The following is a 14917-nucleotide window of genomic DNA, read 5'->3' on the forward strand; positions in this document are numbered from 1 at the left end:
AGCCAAGAGGACGCTACTGCATGATTCCTTGGAACAGATCGATTTGAGGAATCATGCAGCAATTCAAAGTGCTAAGGCGACCTTATGCGTCCGATTGGACGCGCGGCGCTGTAGGGCGCAACATACAATGGCGGGTCGCGCCGTCCGGCGATTGCCAGTGCCCGCCCGTACGAGGACATTCGACTTTAGTATGACTTATTAGTCGTCGCTTATTTTTGATTGCCTTGCCCGGGCAATTGTGTAATCTCCTAATTGCGCGGGCGCATCTTCAAGCATTTCCTTGTAGTTCCCCTGCCTTGGTGATGATTTGAAGACGTATTGCGGTGCCGGTGCTTTATTGTGTCGCTTCCATGATCTCCGTTGAACTGAAGAAGCTCCGACTTTTTGTTGGAGCTTCTTCAGTTTATCGCGTGGTGTGAGGAATTCTGTTGTTAATTATTAAAAATTTATATTCTTTCTTTTCTTCGTAGTTCCCGTCTTAACGTCGTCGCACATCAAATGTGCCGCCGGAAAGACCGGCAGGGACGGCCTGCGGCGGCGTCGCCGAAGTCTTCCGATTGAGGATCATGCCGTCGCGTGGCGGGTCGTATCGACCACCGAAAAGCGTGGGCGATATTCCTTCGGCGACACGCCGAGGATCTTGCGGAAGATCTTCCGGTAGGTTTTGGTATCCTCGTATCCGCTCTGCCAGGGGACCTGCGCGATGGAAAGACAGGAGCGCTCCAGAAGCTCGCGCGACTTGGCGATCCTCAGCCTTTGGCAATATTCCGCCGGATTGAGCCCCGTCGCCTTCTGGAAGCGCCGGAGGAAGTGCGTTCTCCAAGGCCGGCGCGATCGGCCATCATCTACAGCGCCACGCCCTTGGTGCTGCTCCCGTGCGGCCAATGTTGGACCTTCAGGATGGCCGGGTCGCCGCGATCGAGCTTGGGGGCAAAGACGCTGTAGTAGCTCTGTTCGCCACGCCGGGTCGACCAGCATGAAGCGCGCTTTCGCAAGCATGACGGCGGTGCCGGGCAGCCGGTCGACCAGCTTCAGGCAGAGATTGATCCAGGCCACCATGCCGCCGCGGTAATGATATCGCCCTCGTCGATGACGAACCTGTCCGTATCGATACGCACGTCGCGGTAGCGATTGGCGATCAGGTCCCGGTGTTACCGGTGGGTCGTGATCGTGCGGTCGGAAGCGAGGCTGGATCCTGCTAGCGTCTGGCGAAGCAATGCTTCCGTAGCTGTTCATGTGCGCACGTGGCGGGCGGATAGGTGGCGAATTCAGCAAGAAAATGAGCTCCGCGGGGCGGTCCCCACTCATAATTCCGGCAGTAGACGGCGAATCGTCTTTGCCCTATCGGTTGGGCATGAGATCGAGCCTCGAACATCTGCCGGAGAAAAAGCAGCGCGAGCTTGCCCGCGTCGTGGAGATCATTCACGAGGAGTTCGCCGATGCGCTCGAGGGAAGCTCAGCGGGCTTCAAGAAGCGCGGGCGGATCCTGAAGATCATCCTGTTCGGCTCCTATGCCCGCGGCACGTTCGTCGACGAGCCGCATACGATGAAAGGCTATCGCTCGGACTACGATATCCTCGTCATCGTCAATTCGAAGAAGCTTGCCGAACCGCAATACTGGGATAAGGCGACCGACCGGCTGATGTGGGACAACGGCGTCTCGACCCCAGTTGGACTGATCGTCCATGGCGCTCGCGAGGTGAATAACTTCCTGGCCGATGGGCAATATTTCTTCGTCGACATCGTACGTGACGGCATCGTGCTCTATGAGCTCGACGACCGGCCGCTGGCGAATCCCAAGCAGCTTTCGCCCGCCGATGCATTCAGAGTGGCGAAGGAGCATTTTGAGAGACAATCGGAGAGTGCCGAACGTTTTCTTGAACTCGCACGCGTTGCAGTCTCGAGTGACTGGGGAAATCATGCGGCGTTCCTGCTTCATCAGGCGGTTGAGACCGCCTATTCCTGCCTCCTATTAACGCTGACGAACTACAGTCCCCCATCGCACAATATCAAGTTCCTGCGCGGCCTCGCCGAAGACCGGGATCGCCGGCTTGTCGAAGCCTGGCCACGTGATCAGCACCGCTTCACAGCCTGGTACAACATCCTCAACGAGGCTTATGTGAAGGCACGCTATTCGCAACACTTCGAAATCACAGAGGAAGCTCTTGCATGGCTCATTGAGCAGACGGAGCGCCTTCACCACCTGGTCGAGGCGATCTGCAAGGAGCGCTTGGCCGTCTTGGCGCAATCTACTGGCGCCAACTAAGCCGTCCGGTGGCCGGATTTGTCGGAACCCGCCAAGCAGGGATCTCCGCACCAGCTGATGGCGCCGGTCGAACGGGGCGAGTTTTCGCTCGGCCAGATGCTAATGGCGTTGGTGCAGCCTCGACCTCCGCCGGCATGCCTGGGCTGGATCCTGTTTGCGCATCAGCGGATCCCAGAGGTGATGGGCGACGAACGTTAAGAGTAGCGCGCCTCCGGCGCCGCCAGGGGAGGGAGGCTCCCGTCGCCAACTGGCACCAGGCCTCGATATAGCCGAGGTCGGAGGCGAGCGCCCGTAGGGTGTTATCGCCCATGCCCTCACTGACAAGGTGTTCCAGCGTCGCGACGTCATCGTCCGTCAGCAGTTCGGCGAGCTGGTCGCACCGGTCGAACGGCAGGACGGCGTTGAGGGCGTCGAGCTCCTCGGCGCGGCGATGCACCGCTTGGCTGTCTGAACCCGCCGCTCTATGTTTGTTGATCATGGATTCAGCCTTTGGCGCTCTTGTGGGCATTCCGGGAAAATCCGTGTATTCCCGAAAAGGGGAGTGTTGAAATGACATCGACCGTGACCGCCGCGGCGGTTTCCAGGAATTTCGAGGCCTATCAGGATGCCGCCGTGTGCGAGCCGGTGATCATCACCAAGAACGGCCGACCGCGGGCCGTGCTCCTCGCCTACGAGGACTACCTGCGGCTGACGCGGCGCGACTGTCGTGTCGAGGCGACGGCGAACCTGAGCGACACCGATCTCGCCGCGGTCGAGAAGTCCGAAATGGAGCCGGGCCTCGATCATCTCAATGCCGAACGGCTGAAGGAGAAAAACGCTGCCGGCTGAAAGCCGGGTCGACCACGGCACTCATTCGGCCGAGGCGCCCGGCCGCCAGCGCTCGATGATCTGCTCGATTTCGCCGCGATAGTCAGTCGGGTATTCCGCGATTTCACGGCGGGCGAGGTAGGCAAACACCGTCGCCATATCGCTCGCAATCTCCCTGTCGACGGTAAACAGGTCGGCAAGGTCAAAGCCGCCGGATGGTCGGCAGCCATGTCTGCGCCGACGCAATAAGTTCATCGAGGCGGGCCCGCTCGCGCTACTGAGACCGCGCGGATGGCTTCCGGGCGGCGTTCCCGAAGCCCGGGATTGCCGGCAAGCCTGCCGCGCGCCTTGGCGGCCTTCATCCTGGCGGCGACGGACACAAGTCCGCGTTTCCGCGGCTGTTGGCCAACGAGGGTGAGCGCTCCTGGCACTATCGATACAGGGGCCTAATAAGACGAATTGATGCCGCGATTACGCCGGACGTTTCTAGCACCGAGAAGGCTCGGTTTGCCGGTAGCGCGCAAATGGTGTCAGTCTTGCAAGATGCCTCATGTGCGACTATATTTCGCCTCAGGTGAACGGAGATGAACAATGCTAGCTTTTGAGAATGTTGCCGATGTCTTGGGTTTGCCGGCGAAGGAAGCGGCCGCGCGTTCTCCGCTCGGGCTGATTACGCGCATAGAGGGAGGGTTGCCCGTTGCGGCATTGGAGCGCGTGGTCCACCTTCTGGCTCCAAATGACAGCCAGTTCAAGTATCGCTTGGTGCCGAAGGCGACCTATGAACGCCGAAAGACGACGCTTCGGCTCTCACCGGACGAGGGGATGCGCGTCGCGCGTGTCGCCAGGGTCTGGAATCTGGCCCTGGATGTTTGGCAAAGCGAGGAGGAGGCCCGTGACTTCCTGTTTCGGCCGCACCCCATGCTCGAGGACAAACGTCCGATTGATGTGGTCATTCAGAGTGAGATCGGCGCCGAACTCGTGCTGGAAACCCTCGCAAGCCTGAAATACGGCAGTGCTGCGTGAGTGCCCAGATTCTTGATCGCACGCTGTCGGCATTTCGAATAGGCGACCCGAAAGGGACCTATCCCATATTCGACGCAACCGGCTCAACCATAGCCCCGGGGCGCTGGAACACGCCGGCAAGCCCGATCATCTACAGCAGCGAGCACTATTCAACGGCGGTGTTCGAAAAGCTGGTGCATGGCAGCGGTCGATTGCCGCCAAACCAGCACTACGTGGAAATCACAATACCGCGCGGCTTGACCTATGAGGTCTTTTCGCCGCCGGGCCTCCCAGGATGGGATACGATGCCGCCAACAGTGAGCAAGGGATTTGGCGAGCAATGGTGTCTCGAAAGGAGGAGCGCAATCCTGCTGGTCCCCAGTGTTGTCGCCCGGCTCGACCGCAATGTCTTGATAAATCCAACTCATCCCGAGTTCCCTGAAATTCAGGTCAGCCTTCATCAGCCGGTTTACTGGGATCGACGGCTCTTCGGACCGTAACTGCGCAGTGCGTCTTGCCTGCTCGGTTCAGATAATCAGCTTCGCCGCTCGGCCCTGTTTACGTGCAGCGTTATTGTAACAGCTCGCCGCCTGCGTGACCGACTTTGCTTTTGCCGTTTCCGCAGGAACTCGATCCCGATTTTGCCATTCTTATCGATCAATTCCCGCAATGAGGAGTTCCAAGGAGAAGGGATCGTGGAAGTCAGCGCCAGTGACCGCGAACTCATCGCGGTGATGAGACAGTATTTTGCGGCGAAAGCAGAGCTGGAGAGCTTGAGAACACAATTGGAGGCGGCACGACAGGCAGCCGGCGAGGCGATCGGCGTGTTCTACGATCCCCGCCAGAACGCCGAGCACGCCGCCGACCTGCAACGCGCGCATCGTTTGAGGGGCGAGATGGCGTCGCTGATGCAGCGTGCTGAAGCCTGGGGCAGGGCAGCATCGGGTGCTGACCGGCACGATAGATCGGAGGCGGAAGCGGAACCGGAAGAATGGCAGTCGTTCGAGAGGCGAGCCGATGCATTGTTCGGCGCGTAGTGCCGCTTAGACGATCAGCCGCGCCGCTCGTCCATTCGTTCGTTCCGCGTTGTTGTAATAGCTCGCCGCCTGCGCCACCGACTTGTGCAGCGACTGCTGCATCGCCTCGGGCAGCGGAATGTCGCGGTTTGCCGCCTCGGTCAGATAGCCGGATCTCAAGCCATGCGCCGAAAACAGCGCCGGATCGAGCAGCACATGTTCGTTGTCGTCGGCGGTCGTCGTCTTCGTGCGGCCGAGGCGGATCGACAGGCAGGGCAGGGGAGGCGAGTTCTTGTCGTTCGGATCGGCGCGCACCGGTTCCTCGTCGGTCAGATCCTCGACCCGCAACGCCGCCACCTCCGAGCGGCGGCCGCCGGAGGCAAACGCCGTGAGCAGCAGCGCCCGATCGCGGCGATCAACCAGGCGCTGGCCGGCGCAAGCCTGCAGCAGCGTTGCCAGCACATCACCGGTCACCGCCTTCTTGCTCTTGCGCTGGCGCGGCCGGCTGCTCGCCTTGACCGCCAGCCTCAGCGCGGATTTCAGCGACGGCGCGCCAAAATCGCCGGTCAGGCCGCGCCATCGGGTGAGGATCGACCAGGTGGTCAGCCGCCGCCGCACCGTTCCCGGCGCATGCGGGCCGGAGGCCCTGAGCAGGCGCTCGACACGCAAACCAGCCTCGACATCGGCCGGCATGCCATGAGCGGGATCCTCGGCGCGCTTGACTGGATCCCAGAGGTGATGGGCGACAAATTTTAACAGCAGCGATTCCGGCGCCGGCCAGGGGAGGGGGACGCCGGTCGCCAACTGGCACCAGGCCTCGAGGTAGCCGAGGTCGGAGGCCAACGCGCGGAGGGTGTTCTCGCCCATGCCCTCACTGGCAAGGTGTTTCAGCGTCGCGACGTCGTCATCCGTCAGCAGCGCGGCGAGCTGGTCGCGCCGGTCGAACGGCAGGATCGCATCGAGCGCGTCGAGTTCCTCGGCGCGGCGGAGCACGGCTTGGCTGTTGGCACCCGGTGCTTTACGATTGCCCAAATTCGACTCCAACGTTTTCCGGCGGATTTGAGAAAACTATCCCTCATGTCTTCCCTGAAAGGGTGTGTTGCAATGACGCGGAACGACCGCCGGCAGGCTGAGTGTCACCGTTGCGCAGAAGCAACCGTGACGTTGAGCGACGATGAAATCGCTGCGATCGAGAAATCCGACATGGAGCCGGACCTCGATCATTTCAACCTCGAACTGCTGCGTTCGGCTTCTCGCGACTGAGCCTACCGGCAACGGCGCGCCCTTCGATCGGCATCTCGAAATCACGAGAGCTGGTGGTCCCAAGGATTGATGATGGCAATGCCGGTACCTTCGAAGTCTGCGACATTGCGGGTGGCCAATGCCGCACCGCGGGAGCGCGCGATCGCGGCAATCTGTGCGTCGAACTGGCTGATAGGGCGGCCGGCTTTGCGCCGATCCACGGCGAGGTTGGCATAGGCGTCTGCAGCCTCGCTGTCGAATGGCAGAATGCGCCCGGCAAGATCCTCACGGAAGATCGGGACGATCGCCGCCTCGAGGTCGCGTCGGCGCCGCCCATCCGGTAGAAGCCGCAGTCCGTAAAGGATCTCGGCTTCGGTGACCGTCGTGGTGAACACCGCGGTCGGCGGCTGCTCGGCGAGCCATGCCTCGACGGCGGCGGACGGCGCCGGGGTCAGCAATTCCGACAGGACATTGGTGTCGAGGATGATCACGCGGAAAAGTCCGGCGCTTCGCGGATCGCCTCCCGTGGGGGTGCTTCGAGCTTGATGCCACCGGTCGGCGCGATGCGGGCGCGAATGGCGGCGGCGAGATTGCCGGTCGGCCGTTCAGCGGTCGACAGCGCCGTGCGCAGGATGTCGCGCGCCTCGTCCTCCATCGAGCGTCCGTGCGCGGCGGCGCGCAGTCGCAGCCGCTGCTTCAGGCGGTCGTCGAGATTGCGGATCGTCATGCTGGCCACGGCTGCCTCCTTTCATCACTGATTTCAATTTAATCATTGATTGCTGCCGTTACAAGCGGAGTTGCCCGCGACAAAGGCCATTGCAGACGCCGTGTTTAGATCCGCTTTTGTCGCCGCAGCGCCGAGGAATCCATCACTATCGATACTGGAAACCTATCGATAGTGATAGGGCGCGGAAATAAGCGTCCGGGTGACGGAAGCATAAGGCTGTTTAGCTTCCATTTCTGAATTTTATGGGGGTTAATACATATAGTTAATTGTTTTTGAATTCGGTCGCCTGGTGCTGCTCGAAGGTCAACCCGGAGGAGTATGGCCGAGTAACAGCAGGAAGTCCTTGGCGTATTGCTGGACCCGCGCCTGCCGAACGGCGCATTTAACGCCGCCAAAATCGTGCTCCCTCACCGATTCCATTGGGAAATCCCGTAAAGTGCGGCTTCGCATTTAACCCTTCTTGGGTGAGGGTATTTTTCGGGTCAACCATTTCCGACGAAGGATGCGGTATGACCGAACTTCTCAGTTTTCTCAGCACGGTATCCTGGCCCGGTGTCGCCGCTACCGGCATCCTTACACTGTCCCATTGTTACAGGGCGTGGCTGGCAACCCGGCGCGCGTCCTTCCGCTTGCGTGGCCTGCAAATTGATGCCCGCAGCACTGAGGAATTGCTGTTGATCATGAAGGAACAGCAGCGGCTTCGCGCCAGTTCTCGACCACGACCAAGCTTCGTGGATAGCGGAGGTGAAAAGTCGACGGTCGTAGGGGATTGATCGGCGAGGCAACACATCACGAAATTTAGGTGGGTACGGTGACGCATAAAGAGGCGAGGGGAGGTGCACATGCTATTACAGGTGGTATTATCTCTGTAAGTATGGAACGAGATTGAAGGAGAAGCTGTGGTTCGGGTTGTGGATGAGCTGGTGCCGCCTCTGACGAAAGACGAAGCCTTTGTATTCAAGGTCTATAGGAGCCCAAAGGATGGCGAGAGCGTTCTTGGCTACATGGAGCCTTTTGGTGTCGTCCATTCCGACGCACGCGCCGTGACCTGGATATCAACACCTTTCGGCGTACCGGTGTTGAAGGCCTTTTCTGATGTCCTTGGACTCGCTGAGCGTCATGGGGCGAAGGCGGTTTGGATCAACGACCCCGATAATCTGTTTCCCAACACAGCAAGGCCTCAACAATGAAGCGGGATATGGACCTTGTCCGCCTCCTCTTACTTGAGATTGAGGAGAAGCACGACGGAACGGGACGCCCGGTGAACGTGAAAGTCGATGGGCGGCCGCGCGAGGAAGTGACGGAGCATCTTTTCATGCTGGCGGAGGCGGGGCTCATCGAGGGGCGGGATGCTTCGCATTTGCAGGGCCGAGACTTCCTCGTGTTACGCATGACCTGGAATGGGCATGAATTCCTCGACGGCGTAAGGGACCCTAAAATTTGGGCCGAGACCAAGGATGGGGCAAAGAAGGTTGGAGCGTTCAGCCTCGATGTTTTCAGCGCCATTGCGAAAGGCATTATCAAAAAGAAAATAGCAGACCTGTCGGGGGTGGAAATTGGTCTCTAGCAAAGCCAAGGACGTGCTCAAGCGGATCACAGGATTCTCGACGCCGGTCTTTGGCGTGTCTTGGAATCCTCCTGCATCTGATCGGGACGCTGTTCGCAAGTTTCTCGCATTTCTCGAGGACAGCCGCGCATTATTCAATCCCCTTTCGGCTGAGGTTGAAGATCACGTTATCGCCTCCATTCATGCTATCCGCCGTGAGTGCGTGACGGCTGTCGGTGCGCTTGGCGAGAAGGCGCCAGGCGTGGCGCATGTTCGGGCCATTGGCGCAGCTTGCCGCCGGTTCTTGGATGAGCCGTACCCAACGTTCGATGACATCATGGAATGTCGTCGCGATCCCTACTTTGATCGCGACGAGTCTCACGGGCAGTTGCGTCACAGGACGCATCCTGCGGCGTTCTTTACCGCTCTTGGGGAGTTCCGGGCCTTTGTCGATGCGCAGATTGCGATGTTATTCGGCCTCTATGAGGTCGATATCCATGGCGACTTGGTTCGCATCCTGCCACCACAGATGGACGATTAGCGATGGGCGCGGCCCTCGATTATTGAGGTGGAAATGATTTCCCAGCAGGACGTGATCAAAGCAATTGATGCAGCTGATGTGCATTTTTCATGGTGTTGGGAGTGTTTCCAAAAATTAAGGCGCCAAGAAGTTGAAACTCAAGACCTTGTTGATTTCCAACTGCGACTTACCAAGGCATTTGCGAAGCTTGACCGCATCTACAGGGCGGTCAAGTCCGAGCAAGCTTACCTGATTGAACGGAAAAGTCGCTACCGGCCGCGCTGGTTTAGTGCCCGAATGAAAAGACTCGAACGGTATCTGGGTACCATTAAGGAAGCGCTCGGGATCGGACGCAGTTTGGGTGATGGCTTTGCCTGGATATTTTACCGGGACGAAGCAACCTTGCTTGAGGAGCACGCGCGCGAGCAGCGACAGCTCTTGCTACCCCCGAATGTTGGTGGCATCGGTGAGCTGGCGTTCCTTGAAAAGATGCAAGGGCTTGGCGGCATGTTTGTGCTGTACCATGCTATTACCTCTTACCTGCGGCTTGGAGACGTCAGTTTTTTTGATCCCCGAGCCGGTCGTATCACGACCATAGGTGAAATTAAGACGCGCCATATGGGGGGCGATACATATAATATCACCCTAGGTTTTGTTGCCGGAAGTAAAGACAATCCGCTCGTTCGGCAACCGGACAAGGCTATAAACCAAAAGAACTCAGGTCCGCCTTCTCACGAGGTGCTTGACGATTTGACCCAAAAGAAGCTGAAGCGCCAGATTGATCAAATCGCCAATGCACTCACAAAGCAGAAGAAGATCGCAGAGAACACAAAGCTAAAGACCCAAGCGAATTTCCATTTTGACATTCTTGAGGATGTCGTACGGCGAAGCCGACTTAATGCATTTGAGTTTCGTAAAGGAGGTGCGGGTCTAGTGCTTGGGGCATGGAGACCTCGCCGGTCTGAAAGCCTGGGGCAGAGGCTCTTCCGGAAAGGGGGGAATGTAGATGGTATACTCGATCCGGCGCGAGAAGCAGCTCTGGAGGTAGTAAACCCGGCCTTCTCAGACAATTGCATGTTTGTGGGCAGTGTCGGCGGCCATGGAAGTGGGTTCCCGCCAATGCTTGTTGGTGGTGTACCTATGGTGTGGTGGCCCCTTAACGAAGGGGCATTGCGCGACCTGATCTTTGATTATGTGATCGTGGTCACCCTCTTTAATCCAGCTCATCTATGGGCTCTACTACGAGAGCGGGGTTTTATCGTTGTGCCGAACGATCGATCGCAGGTGACGCGCATCTACCGGCCGATTGGTAAGAAGAGGTTTGAGGTAGCCAATTTCGACTATTTTGAACGCCTGGTTCAACACGGGCTCCTAGATGAGAAGGCTGTCGTGGACATGATTGAGGCGACGGCAGCGCAGGCGGTTCGTGTGGCGGGGGATGAGCCGCTTCGGGTCGATATTAGACCACGCCTTATTGTTTGACGTAGGGATTGGCTCTTCTACCAATCCCAGATCCCGGGGAATACGAGCAGGCCGGAGGTCAATTGATTGAGCGGCACGCCGTAACCTTTGACCGCGTTCTTCGGAGATGCCGCCAGAGCGCCGAACATGGGGCCGAGGGGCTCAATCTTCTGCGCGGCCGTTTCTTCGCCCCAGACGCCATTGCGCTGAAACCCGAGCGTCGTCAAAGCAAATCCGGATTTTCGATCGCCGAATTGTCAGTCTCATCATCCCAATCGAGATTGTTGGAGGCGGCCTGCGGCGAGAGCGAACCGCCGTAGGAGATCGCGGGAAAGCCTGGTCGCCGCAGCCTGGAATCATCGATAATCTGTCGAGCCGGAGATGATGACCGGCGCACCCAATCTAGGATCTCTTCGCGCTTGCTGAAGGGCAAGCTATTGAAATCGTCAGGCAAGTGCCAAGCGAGTCACCGTCGCTCTGCCGGGCTTACGTCACTTCCGATGTCATATCCGGACGCCGATCGCGATTGATGCGGCAGCCGTTCTTTGAAATATCCGGCAGGGAGCCCATAGCGTCACTCAATGAGCGCGAGAATCTCGAAGCTGTCCAGCGACCGCAGGACCCGAGTGCCTTTCGTCCAACTGAGCAAAGTCTTGTGATCGAAGGACTCATGGTCGCCGGCTACTACGCGGTGAAGATGCCAGCAGGTGTCACCATGTCGGCGTATGTGGTAATCCACCGCTTCTTGGAAGTCAGAGGGGTCCTCGGCCCAGGCAAAATAGAGGTGCCGGGAATTCTTCGATCGCCTTTGGCTCGACCCCGGGCTTTGCCCTACGCTGTGTCGATGTTGCTGTGTTACTGTTCACGGGGCCCCTGAAGTTTTGTGCGCCTGCAACGGGCGGTCATCCTCGATCGGTCGCTCTTGGTCGATCCAGCGGATGATCATTTCCAGCCCGGATTGCAGACTTTTCTTAAGCGCTGGCGTCACCTCGTCTTCCAACCCACAGGCGTCGGAAACGGGCCCATCCGCGTTGGCGGGTGTTTCCGATAAAGGATCAAGCTGGAGAGTAGGGCTTTATGTTCTCCAGGGTCCGGTTGGAGACAAGCGGTGCGATGCGCACATCGCAGAAATCAAGAAATCTCGCGCTGAAAATGAAGAGATGAAGCAGATTGGGTTTTCATGGGATCCAGAGTTCGTATCGCTGATCGGCACGAGTGCCGGGGCGTGGCCTGCTAAGACGATGTGGTAAACGAACTCTAAATTCGACCCAGAGGTGCGTGTGACGTCGTATCGGCAAACGCTCAGGCTGTGCTAAGCATCAGGAATGGGATTCGGGGTTTTCATTCATCGCTCAGATTCGATCTACGACGACAGCCCGGTGGAACAGTACCAGTTTCCGAGCCAGTATTTAGGTCGGGTGCGCGCTTGTGTAGGTGACTGGATCATTTATTACGAGCCGCGCAAAGTCGCGGCGACACGGGGCTACTTTGCTGTTGCCAAGGTGGCCGAGGTCGTCCCGGATCCAAAGGCACCTGGCATGTATCTTGCGCTCATTGCGCCAAACAGCTATCTCGATTTCATCAATCCGGTTCCATTCAGTGGATCAGAGGGTGTCGTTGAGCGCGGCGTACTGAACGACGAGGGTCGTATTTCGGGCAGGGCGCAGTCTGCGGTTCGCCCCATCTCGACGGCCGATTTCAATCGCATCGTGGCGATCGGCCTGGATGAGCATGAACCTGAACTGCCGAGGACTGGTGAGCTGGACACAACGTTCGCTGTTGCCGGGTTGGGTGAGAGTGGCCAAGCGCCCTTCCTCTTCGAACAGGAACGTGATCGCACTATACAGCTCTCCTCACGGATTGTCCGTGACCGGTTGTTCCGCCGTCTCGTCGTTCAGGCTTATGGCAAACGGTGCGCAATCACTGGCCTAAAGCTCATCAACGGCAGGGGACGCGCCGAAGTCGATGCCGCCCACATACGGCCCGTCGAGGCGAATGGACCCGATATCCTGACCAACGGCATTGCACTGTCAGGCACCGCGCATTGGATGTTCGACCGCGGTCTAGTAAGTCTTTCCGATGATCTCGACATCCTGGTTTCGAGGCACGCCAACGATCCCGACAGCATTCAGGGGCTGATCAACAAGACTGGTCGAGCGATCGTGCCAAACCGTGCGTTTGAACGGCCGCATCCGCATTTTTTGCGCTGGCATCGGGAGAATTGCTTCAAGCAGTAATTATCGGCAATGCACCAGCGATGGTCAGGGAGTTGGAATGGCGCTAAGCACCCGACCCGAACCTCGTCGCGAGGCAGTGAGTTGGAAAAGGACCCATGCCGGCAAGGAGGGTGCAAAGACCTGACATGTAACAGGCAACCCCAGGATGCCGCATCGGACGTCATTTGGGTGACGCCCAACAGCGAGCTGTATCATAATGAGACCATTTCCTGTGTTGCTATATAACTATTTAATTACAGACACTTGATGCGCTGGACTCATACCACAATCCCTGAAATGGATGTTCTCATCCGTGACAGAGGAGCAATTATTGATCGCATTCATTCTCGCTGGAGATGGTTCCAGCTTGCACGCAAGCATCGGTTTGCCGAGCTTGCGGTGGCTGCCGGCGGCGCCTTTGGTAGGCTGGAACGATCTAACCAGTGGCGGGCCGTCGACCGCACATTGGAGAGTGCATGCTGAAGTTCGACGACCACACTGGAAATCCCCTCCCGAAAACGGAAAAGGAGATCCGGAGTTCTCTGCACTTCCTCGGTTGGTTTGCCGAGGAGGTGGAGGCACGAGTTGATGCGGAGATGGATTGTACCTGCGATGCCGAAATCATCGGCCCCGTTGGTGACAGCCAGTCTCTCGGTACCTCGATGCCAGTGACCGGTCCGATCCGGATCATTGGTTGGAAGTCCGAAACGCTCGTGGCCGCGCTTGTCGCGATCGGAATTTCGATTGCGGCTCAATGAACGCCTTGTCACAAGAAGGCCCGCCACAATCCGGTGGCGGGCCCTCTGTTTGAAAGATTGTGGACCCATTCCTTGGTCACCCGTGCGATGGTTTTCGTCCAGAGGAGCCACTCGTGGCCCGATAGCAACAGGTACTAGCGTTCGTATCCTTTCAAGGGCGAGGGATTCGCAGTCGGTTTGCTGTCAATCGGCACTGAACTTTGACCCCCTATCGGCATCCAATATTGACCCCCCCTATACGCATCGAGGATCAGCACTTGGCCCGCCCGGCCCTGGCCGGGGTTGCAGAGGGCGGGCCAAGTGCGGGTGATGGGGGAATTCGGCTTTAGCCTTGCGAGCGGTTCTTGAAGCGCCAGGACTCGTTTCCGGTATTATCAAAGGCAGTCGCAGTCGGCGGTAAGCCCTGTTGCTTTCAATGAATGCAGCCCACCCACACAGCCGAGAGCCGCTTCTCAACCGTAAGCGGTGTTTTGCGCCCACCTTCCGGATCACGTCGTGATTGACGATGTTGAGCCCGAACGAGGGCTTGGACATATGTCGATTTCACAGCTTACGCTTAAATCTAGCGATGAAGAGCCGGCGCGCCGGTTCGAGGTTTTCACGGGCAGCGGCCGACGGCGCGAGTGGAGCGACGAGCGCAAGGCGCAGATCGTCGCCGAGAGTTATGAGCCGGGTGTGAAGGTCTGTGCCGTGGCTCGGCGTCATGGATTGACCCCGCAGCAATTGTTCACCTGGCGTCGGCTCGCCCGCAAGCCGCTCGAAGCTGTGCCGGTCGTCGAGGACGTTCCGATGTTTGCGCCAGCGGTCCTGGATGTGCCTACGAAGCCTGTGGCGAAAGAGCCGGCGCGTGCATCGAGAAAGAAGTCGAGCAGCGGCGTAATCGAATTGGAGATCGGCGGCGCGATCGTCAGGATCGCATCCGGCGCGGACGCCGCTACGATTGCCGCCGTCATTCAGGCGGTAAAGGCACAGTCGTGATTGGGCCGTCGGGAGCGGTAAAGGTCATGGTCGCCACCCGGCCTGTCGACTTTCGCAAAGGTGCGGAGGGCCTGGCGGCGTTGGTCAAGGCAGAGATGGGTGCTGACCCGTTCTCCGGCACGATCTACGTGTTCCGAGCCAAGCGGACCGACCGGATCAAGCTGGTCTTCTGGGACGGCAGCGGGATGTGCCTGGTGTCCAAGCGGCTTGAGGATGGCGAGTTCCACTGGCCCAAAATGCAGGGCGGTGCGATGCGCCTGACGGCCGCCCAGTTCTCGGCATTGTTCGAGGGGCTGGATTGGAAGCGCGTTCATGCGCTGGTCGAGGCGCGGGTTCCAGAGAAGGCGGGATAGCCGCCGCGACCAATTGAATCAGGCT

Annotated in this window: 21 protein-coding genes and 2 pseudogenes; 15 read left to right on the plus strand and 8 right to left on the minus strand. The window is 58.7% G+C overall.

Annotated features, from left to right (window positions below):
• Nucleotides 1–564 precede the first annotated feature (564 nt).
• Nucleotides 565–1059 carry a helix-turn-helix domain-containing protein gene (locus PZN02_RS26325; RefSeq protein ID WP_280661904.1) on the minus strand — a complete coding sequence of 165 codons (495 nt, stop codon included), beginning with the start codon at nucleotides 1057–1059 and terminating at the stop codon, nucleotides 565–567.
• 295 nt (nucleotides 1060–1354) lie between these two features.
• Between PZN02_RS26325 and PZN02_RS26330 the strand changes: the two genes are divergently transcribed.
• On the plus strand, nucleotides 1355–2266 hold the full coding sequence (locus PZN02_RS26330; protein WP_280663289.1) for a nucleotidyltransferase and HEPN domain-containing protein: 912 nt from the start codon (nucleotides 1355–1357) through the stop codon (nucleotides 2264–2266).
• 115 nt (nucleotides 2267–2381) lie between these two features.
• On the opposite strand, the pseudogene PZN02_RS26335 reads toward PZN02_RS26330, so the two are convergent.
• Nucleotides 2382–2744: pseudogene (locus PZN02_RS26335) on the minus strand (integrase); the annotation flags it as partial.
• Between the two features lie 71 nt (nucleotides 2745–2815).
• On the opposite strand from PZN02_RS26335, the gene PZN02_RS26340 reads away from it, so the two are divergent.
• A complete protein-coding gene (locus PZN02_RS26340; RefSeq protein WP_280661905.1) occupies nucleotides 2816–3094 on the plus strand; it encodes a type II toxin-antitoxin system Phd/YefM family antitoxin in 279 nt (92 codons plus the stop codon).
• Nucleotides 3095–3115: 21 nt separating this feature from the next.
• Here PZN02_RS26340 and PZN02_RS26345 read toward each other — a convergent pair whose 3' ends face one another.
• On the minus strand, nucleotides 3116–3328 hold the full coding sequence (locus tag PZN02_RS26345; RefSeq protein ID WP_280663333.1) for a DUF7673 family protein: 213 nt from the start codon (nucleotides 3326–3328) through the stop codon (nucleotides 3116–3118).
• Nucleotides 3279–3441 (minus strand): annotated as a pseudogene (locus PZN02_RS26350) (recombinase family protein); the annotation flags it as partial. The pseudogene PZN02_RS26350 and the gene PZN02_RS26345, both read right to left, overlap by 50 nt.
• Before the next feature lie 223 nt (nucleotides 3442–3664).
• Between PZN02_RS26350 and PZN02_RS26355 the strand changes: the two are divergent.
• The 3 genes from PZN02_RS26355 (at nucleotide 3665) to PZN02_RS26365 (ending at nucleotide 5112) form a co-directional block, all read left to right on the plus strand.
• Entirely contained in the window at nucleotides 3665–4096 is a 432-nt protein-coding gene (locus tag PZN02_RS26355) for an antitoxin Xre-like helix-turn-helix domain-containing protein (protein WP_102763043.1), read from the plus strand.
• Entirely contained in the window at nucleotides 4093–4575 is a 483-nt protein-coding gene (locus PZN02_RS26360) for an RES family NAD+ phosphorylase (protein ID WP_280661906.1), read from the plus strand. Before PZN02_RS26355 ends, PZN02_RS26360 begins: the two co-directional genes overlap by 4 nt.
• Before the next feature lie 195 nt (nucleotides 4576–4770).
• Complete coding sequence (locus PZN02_RS26365; RefSeq protein WP_280661907.1) at nucleotides 4771–5112, plus strand: hypothetical protein; 342 nt, start codon at nucleotides 4771–4773, stop codon at nucleotides 5110–5112.
• A gap of 6 nt (nucleotides 5113–5118) precedes the next feature.
• On the opposite strand, the gene PZN02_RS26370 is transcribed toward PZN02_RS26365, so the two are convergent.
• The 3 genes from PZN02_RS26370 to PZN02_RS26380 all read right to left on the minus strand — a co-directional run bounded on the left by PZN02_RS26370 (nucleotide 5119) and on the right by PZN02_RS26380 (nucleotide 7069).
• Complete coding sequence (locus PZN02_RS26370; RefSeq protein ID WP_280661908.1) at nucleotides 5119–6123, minus strand: site-specific integrase; 1005 nt, start codon at nucleotides 6121–6123, stop codon at nucleotides 5119–5121.
• Between the two features lie 272 nt (nucleotides 6124–6395).
• On the minus strand, nucleotides 6396–6824 hold the full coding sequence (locus tag PZN02_RS26375) for a type II toxin-antitoxin system VapC family toxin (RefSeq protein ID WP_280661909.1): 429 nt from the start codon (nucleotides 6822–6824) through the stop codon (nucleotides 6396–6398).
• Entirely contained in the window at nucleotides 6821–7069 is a 249-nt protein-coding gene (locus tag PZN02_RS26380; protein ID WP_280661910.1) for a FitA-like ribbon-helix-helix domain-containing protein, read from the minus strand. Before PZN02_RS26380 ends, PZN02_RS26375 begins: the two co-directional genes overlap by 4 nt.
• A gap of 500 nt (nucleotides 7070–7569) precedes the next feature.
• On the opposite strand from PZN02_RS26380, the gene PZN02_RS26385 reads away from it, so the two are divergent.
• The 5 genes from PZN02_RS26385 (at nucleotide 7570) to PZN02_RS26405 (ending at nucleotide 10608) form a co-directional block, all read left to right on the plus strand.
• On the plus strand, nucleotides 7570–7833 hold the full coding sequence (locus PZN02_RS26385) for a hypothetical protein (protein WP_280661911.1): 264 nt from the start codon (nucleotides 7570–7572) through the stop codon (nucleotides 7831–7833).
• Nucleotides 7834–7959: 126 nt separating this feature from the next.
• Complete coding sequence (locus PZN02_RS26390; RefSeq protein ID WP_280661912.1) at nucleotides 7960–8250, plus strand: hypothetical protein; 291 nt, start codon at nucleotides 7960–7962, stop codon at nucleotides 8248–8250.
• 8 nt (nucleotides 8251–8258) lie between these two features.
• Nucleotides 8259–8627 carry a DUF2513 domain-containing protein gene (locus tag PZN02_RS26395; RefSeq protein WP_280661913.1) on the plus strand — a complete coding sequence of 123 codons (369 nt, stop codon included), beginning with the start codon at nucleotides 8259–8261 and terminating at the stop codon, nucleotides 8625–8627.
• Nucleotides 8617–9147, plus strand: a complete 531-nt coding sequence (locus PZN02_RS26400; protein ID WP_280661914.1) for a DUF6650 family protein — start codon at nucleotides 8617–8619, stop codon at nucleotides 9145–9147. Before PZN02_RS26395 ends, PZN02_RS26400 begins: the two co-directional genes overlap by 11 nt.
• 33 nt (nucleotides 9148–9180) lie before the next feature.
• On the plus strand, nucleotides 9181–10608 hold the full coding sequence (locus PZN02_RS26405; RefSeq protein WP_280661915.1) for a hypothetical protein: 1428 nt from the start codon (nucleotides 9181–9183) through the stop codon (nucleotides 10606–10608).
• Between the two features lie 17 nt (nucleotides 10609–10625).
• Here the strand turns inward: PZN02_RS26405 and PZN02_RS26410 are convergent, their stop codons facing one another.
• Complete coding sequence (locus PZN02_RS26410; RefSeq protein WP_280661916.1) at nucleotides 10626–10814, minus strand: hypothetical protein; 189 nt, start codon at nucleotides 10812–10814, stop codon at nucleotides 10626–10628.
• Between the two features lie 711 nt (nucleotides 10815–11525).
• Between PZN02_RS26410 and PZN02_RS26415 the strand changes: the two genes are divergently transcribed.
• The 5 genes from PZN02_RS26415 to tnpB all read left to right on the plus strand — a co-directional run bounded on the left by PZN02_RS26415 (nucleotide 11526) and on the right by tnpB (nucleotide 14892).
• Nucleotides 11526–11837, plus strand: a complete 312-nt coding sequence (locus tag PZN02_RS26415) for a hypothetical protein (protein ID WP_280661917.1) — start codon at nucleotides 11526–11528, stop codon at nucleotides 11835–11837.
• Nucleotides 11838–11912: 75 nt separating this feature from the next.
• Complete coding sequence (locus PZN02_RS26420; protein ID WP_280661918.1) at nucleotides 11913–12824, plus strand: HNH endonuclease; 912 nt, start codon at nucleotides 11913–11915, stop codon at nucleotides 12822–12824.
• 455 nt (nucleotides 12825–13279) lie between these two features.
• Nucleotides 13280–13561 (plus strand): hypothetical protein, encoded by a 282-nt coding sequence (locus PZN02_RS26425; RefSeq protein ID WP_280661919.1) that lies wholly within the window; start codon nucleotides 13280–13282, stop codon nucleotides 13559–13561.
• Between the two features lie 495 nt (nucleotides 13562–14056).
• Entirely contained in the window at nucleotides 14057–14539 is a 483-nt protein-coding gene (gene tnpA / locus PZN02_RS26430; protein ID WP_223843413.1) for an IS66-like element accessory protein TnpA, read from the plus strand.
• Nucleotides 14536–14892, plus strand: coding sequence for an IS66 family insertion sequence element accessory protein TnpB (gene tnpB, locus PZN02_RS26435; protein WP_280661920.1), 357 nt, complete (start codon nucleotides 14536–14538; stop codon nucleotides 14890–14892). Before tnpA ends, tnpB begins: the two co-directional genes overlap by 4 nt.
• Nucleotides 14893–14917 lie beyond the last annotated feature (25 nt).

Origin of the sequence: Sinorhizobium garamanticum (assembly GCF_029892065.1) — a bacterium.
Lineage (GTDB): Bacteria > Pseudomonadota > Alphaproteobacteria > Rhizobiales > Rhizobiaceae > Sinorhizobium > Sinorhizobium garamanticum.

Coding starts and splice junctions, on each gene's coding strand:
- PZN02_RS26325 (WP_280661904.1), bottom strand. CDS start 1,059: ATGGTGGCCTGGATCAATCTCTGCCTGAAGCTGGTCGACCGGCTGCCC.
- PZN02_RS26330 (WP_280663289.1), top strand. CDS start 1,355: ATGAGATCGAGCCTCGAACATCTGCCGGAGAAAAAGCAGCGCGAGCTT.
- PZN02_RS26340 (WP_280661905.1), top strand. CDS start 2,816: ATGACATCGACCGTGACCGCCGCGGCGGTTTCCAGGAATTTCGAGGCC.
- PZN02_RS26345 (WP_280663333.1), bottom strand. CDS start 3,328: ATGAACTTATTGCGTCGGCGCAGACATGGCTGCCGACCATCCGGCGGC.
- PZN02_RS26355 (WP_102763043.1), top strand. CDS start 3,665: ATGCTAGCTTTTGAGAATGTTGCCGATGTCTTGGGTTTGCCGGCGAAG.
- PZN02_RS26385 (WP_280661911.1), top strand. CDS start 7,570: ATGACCGAACTTCTCAGTTTTCTCAGCACGGTATCCTGGCCCGGTGTC.
- PZN02_RS26395 (WP_280661913.1), top strand. CDS start 8,259: ATGGACCTTGTCCGCCTCCTCTTACTTGAGATTGAGGAGAAGCACGAC.
- PZN02_RS26405 (WP_280661915.1), top strand. CDS start 9,181: ATGATTTCCCAGCAGGACGTGATCAAAGCAATTGATGCAGCTGATGTG.
- PZN02_RS26415 (WP_280661917.1), top strand. CDS start 11,526: ATGATCATTTCCAGCCCGGATTGCAGACTTTTCTTAAGCGCTGGCGTC.
- PZN02_RS26420 (WP_280661918.1), top strand. CDS start 11,913: ATGGGATTCGGGGTTTTCATTCATCGCTCAGATTCGATCTACGACGAC.
- PZN02_RS26425 (WP_280661919.1), top strand. CDS start 13,280: ATGCTGAAGTTCGACGACCACACTGGAAATCCCCTCCCGAAAACGGAA.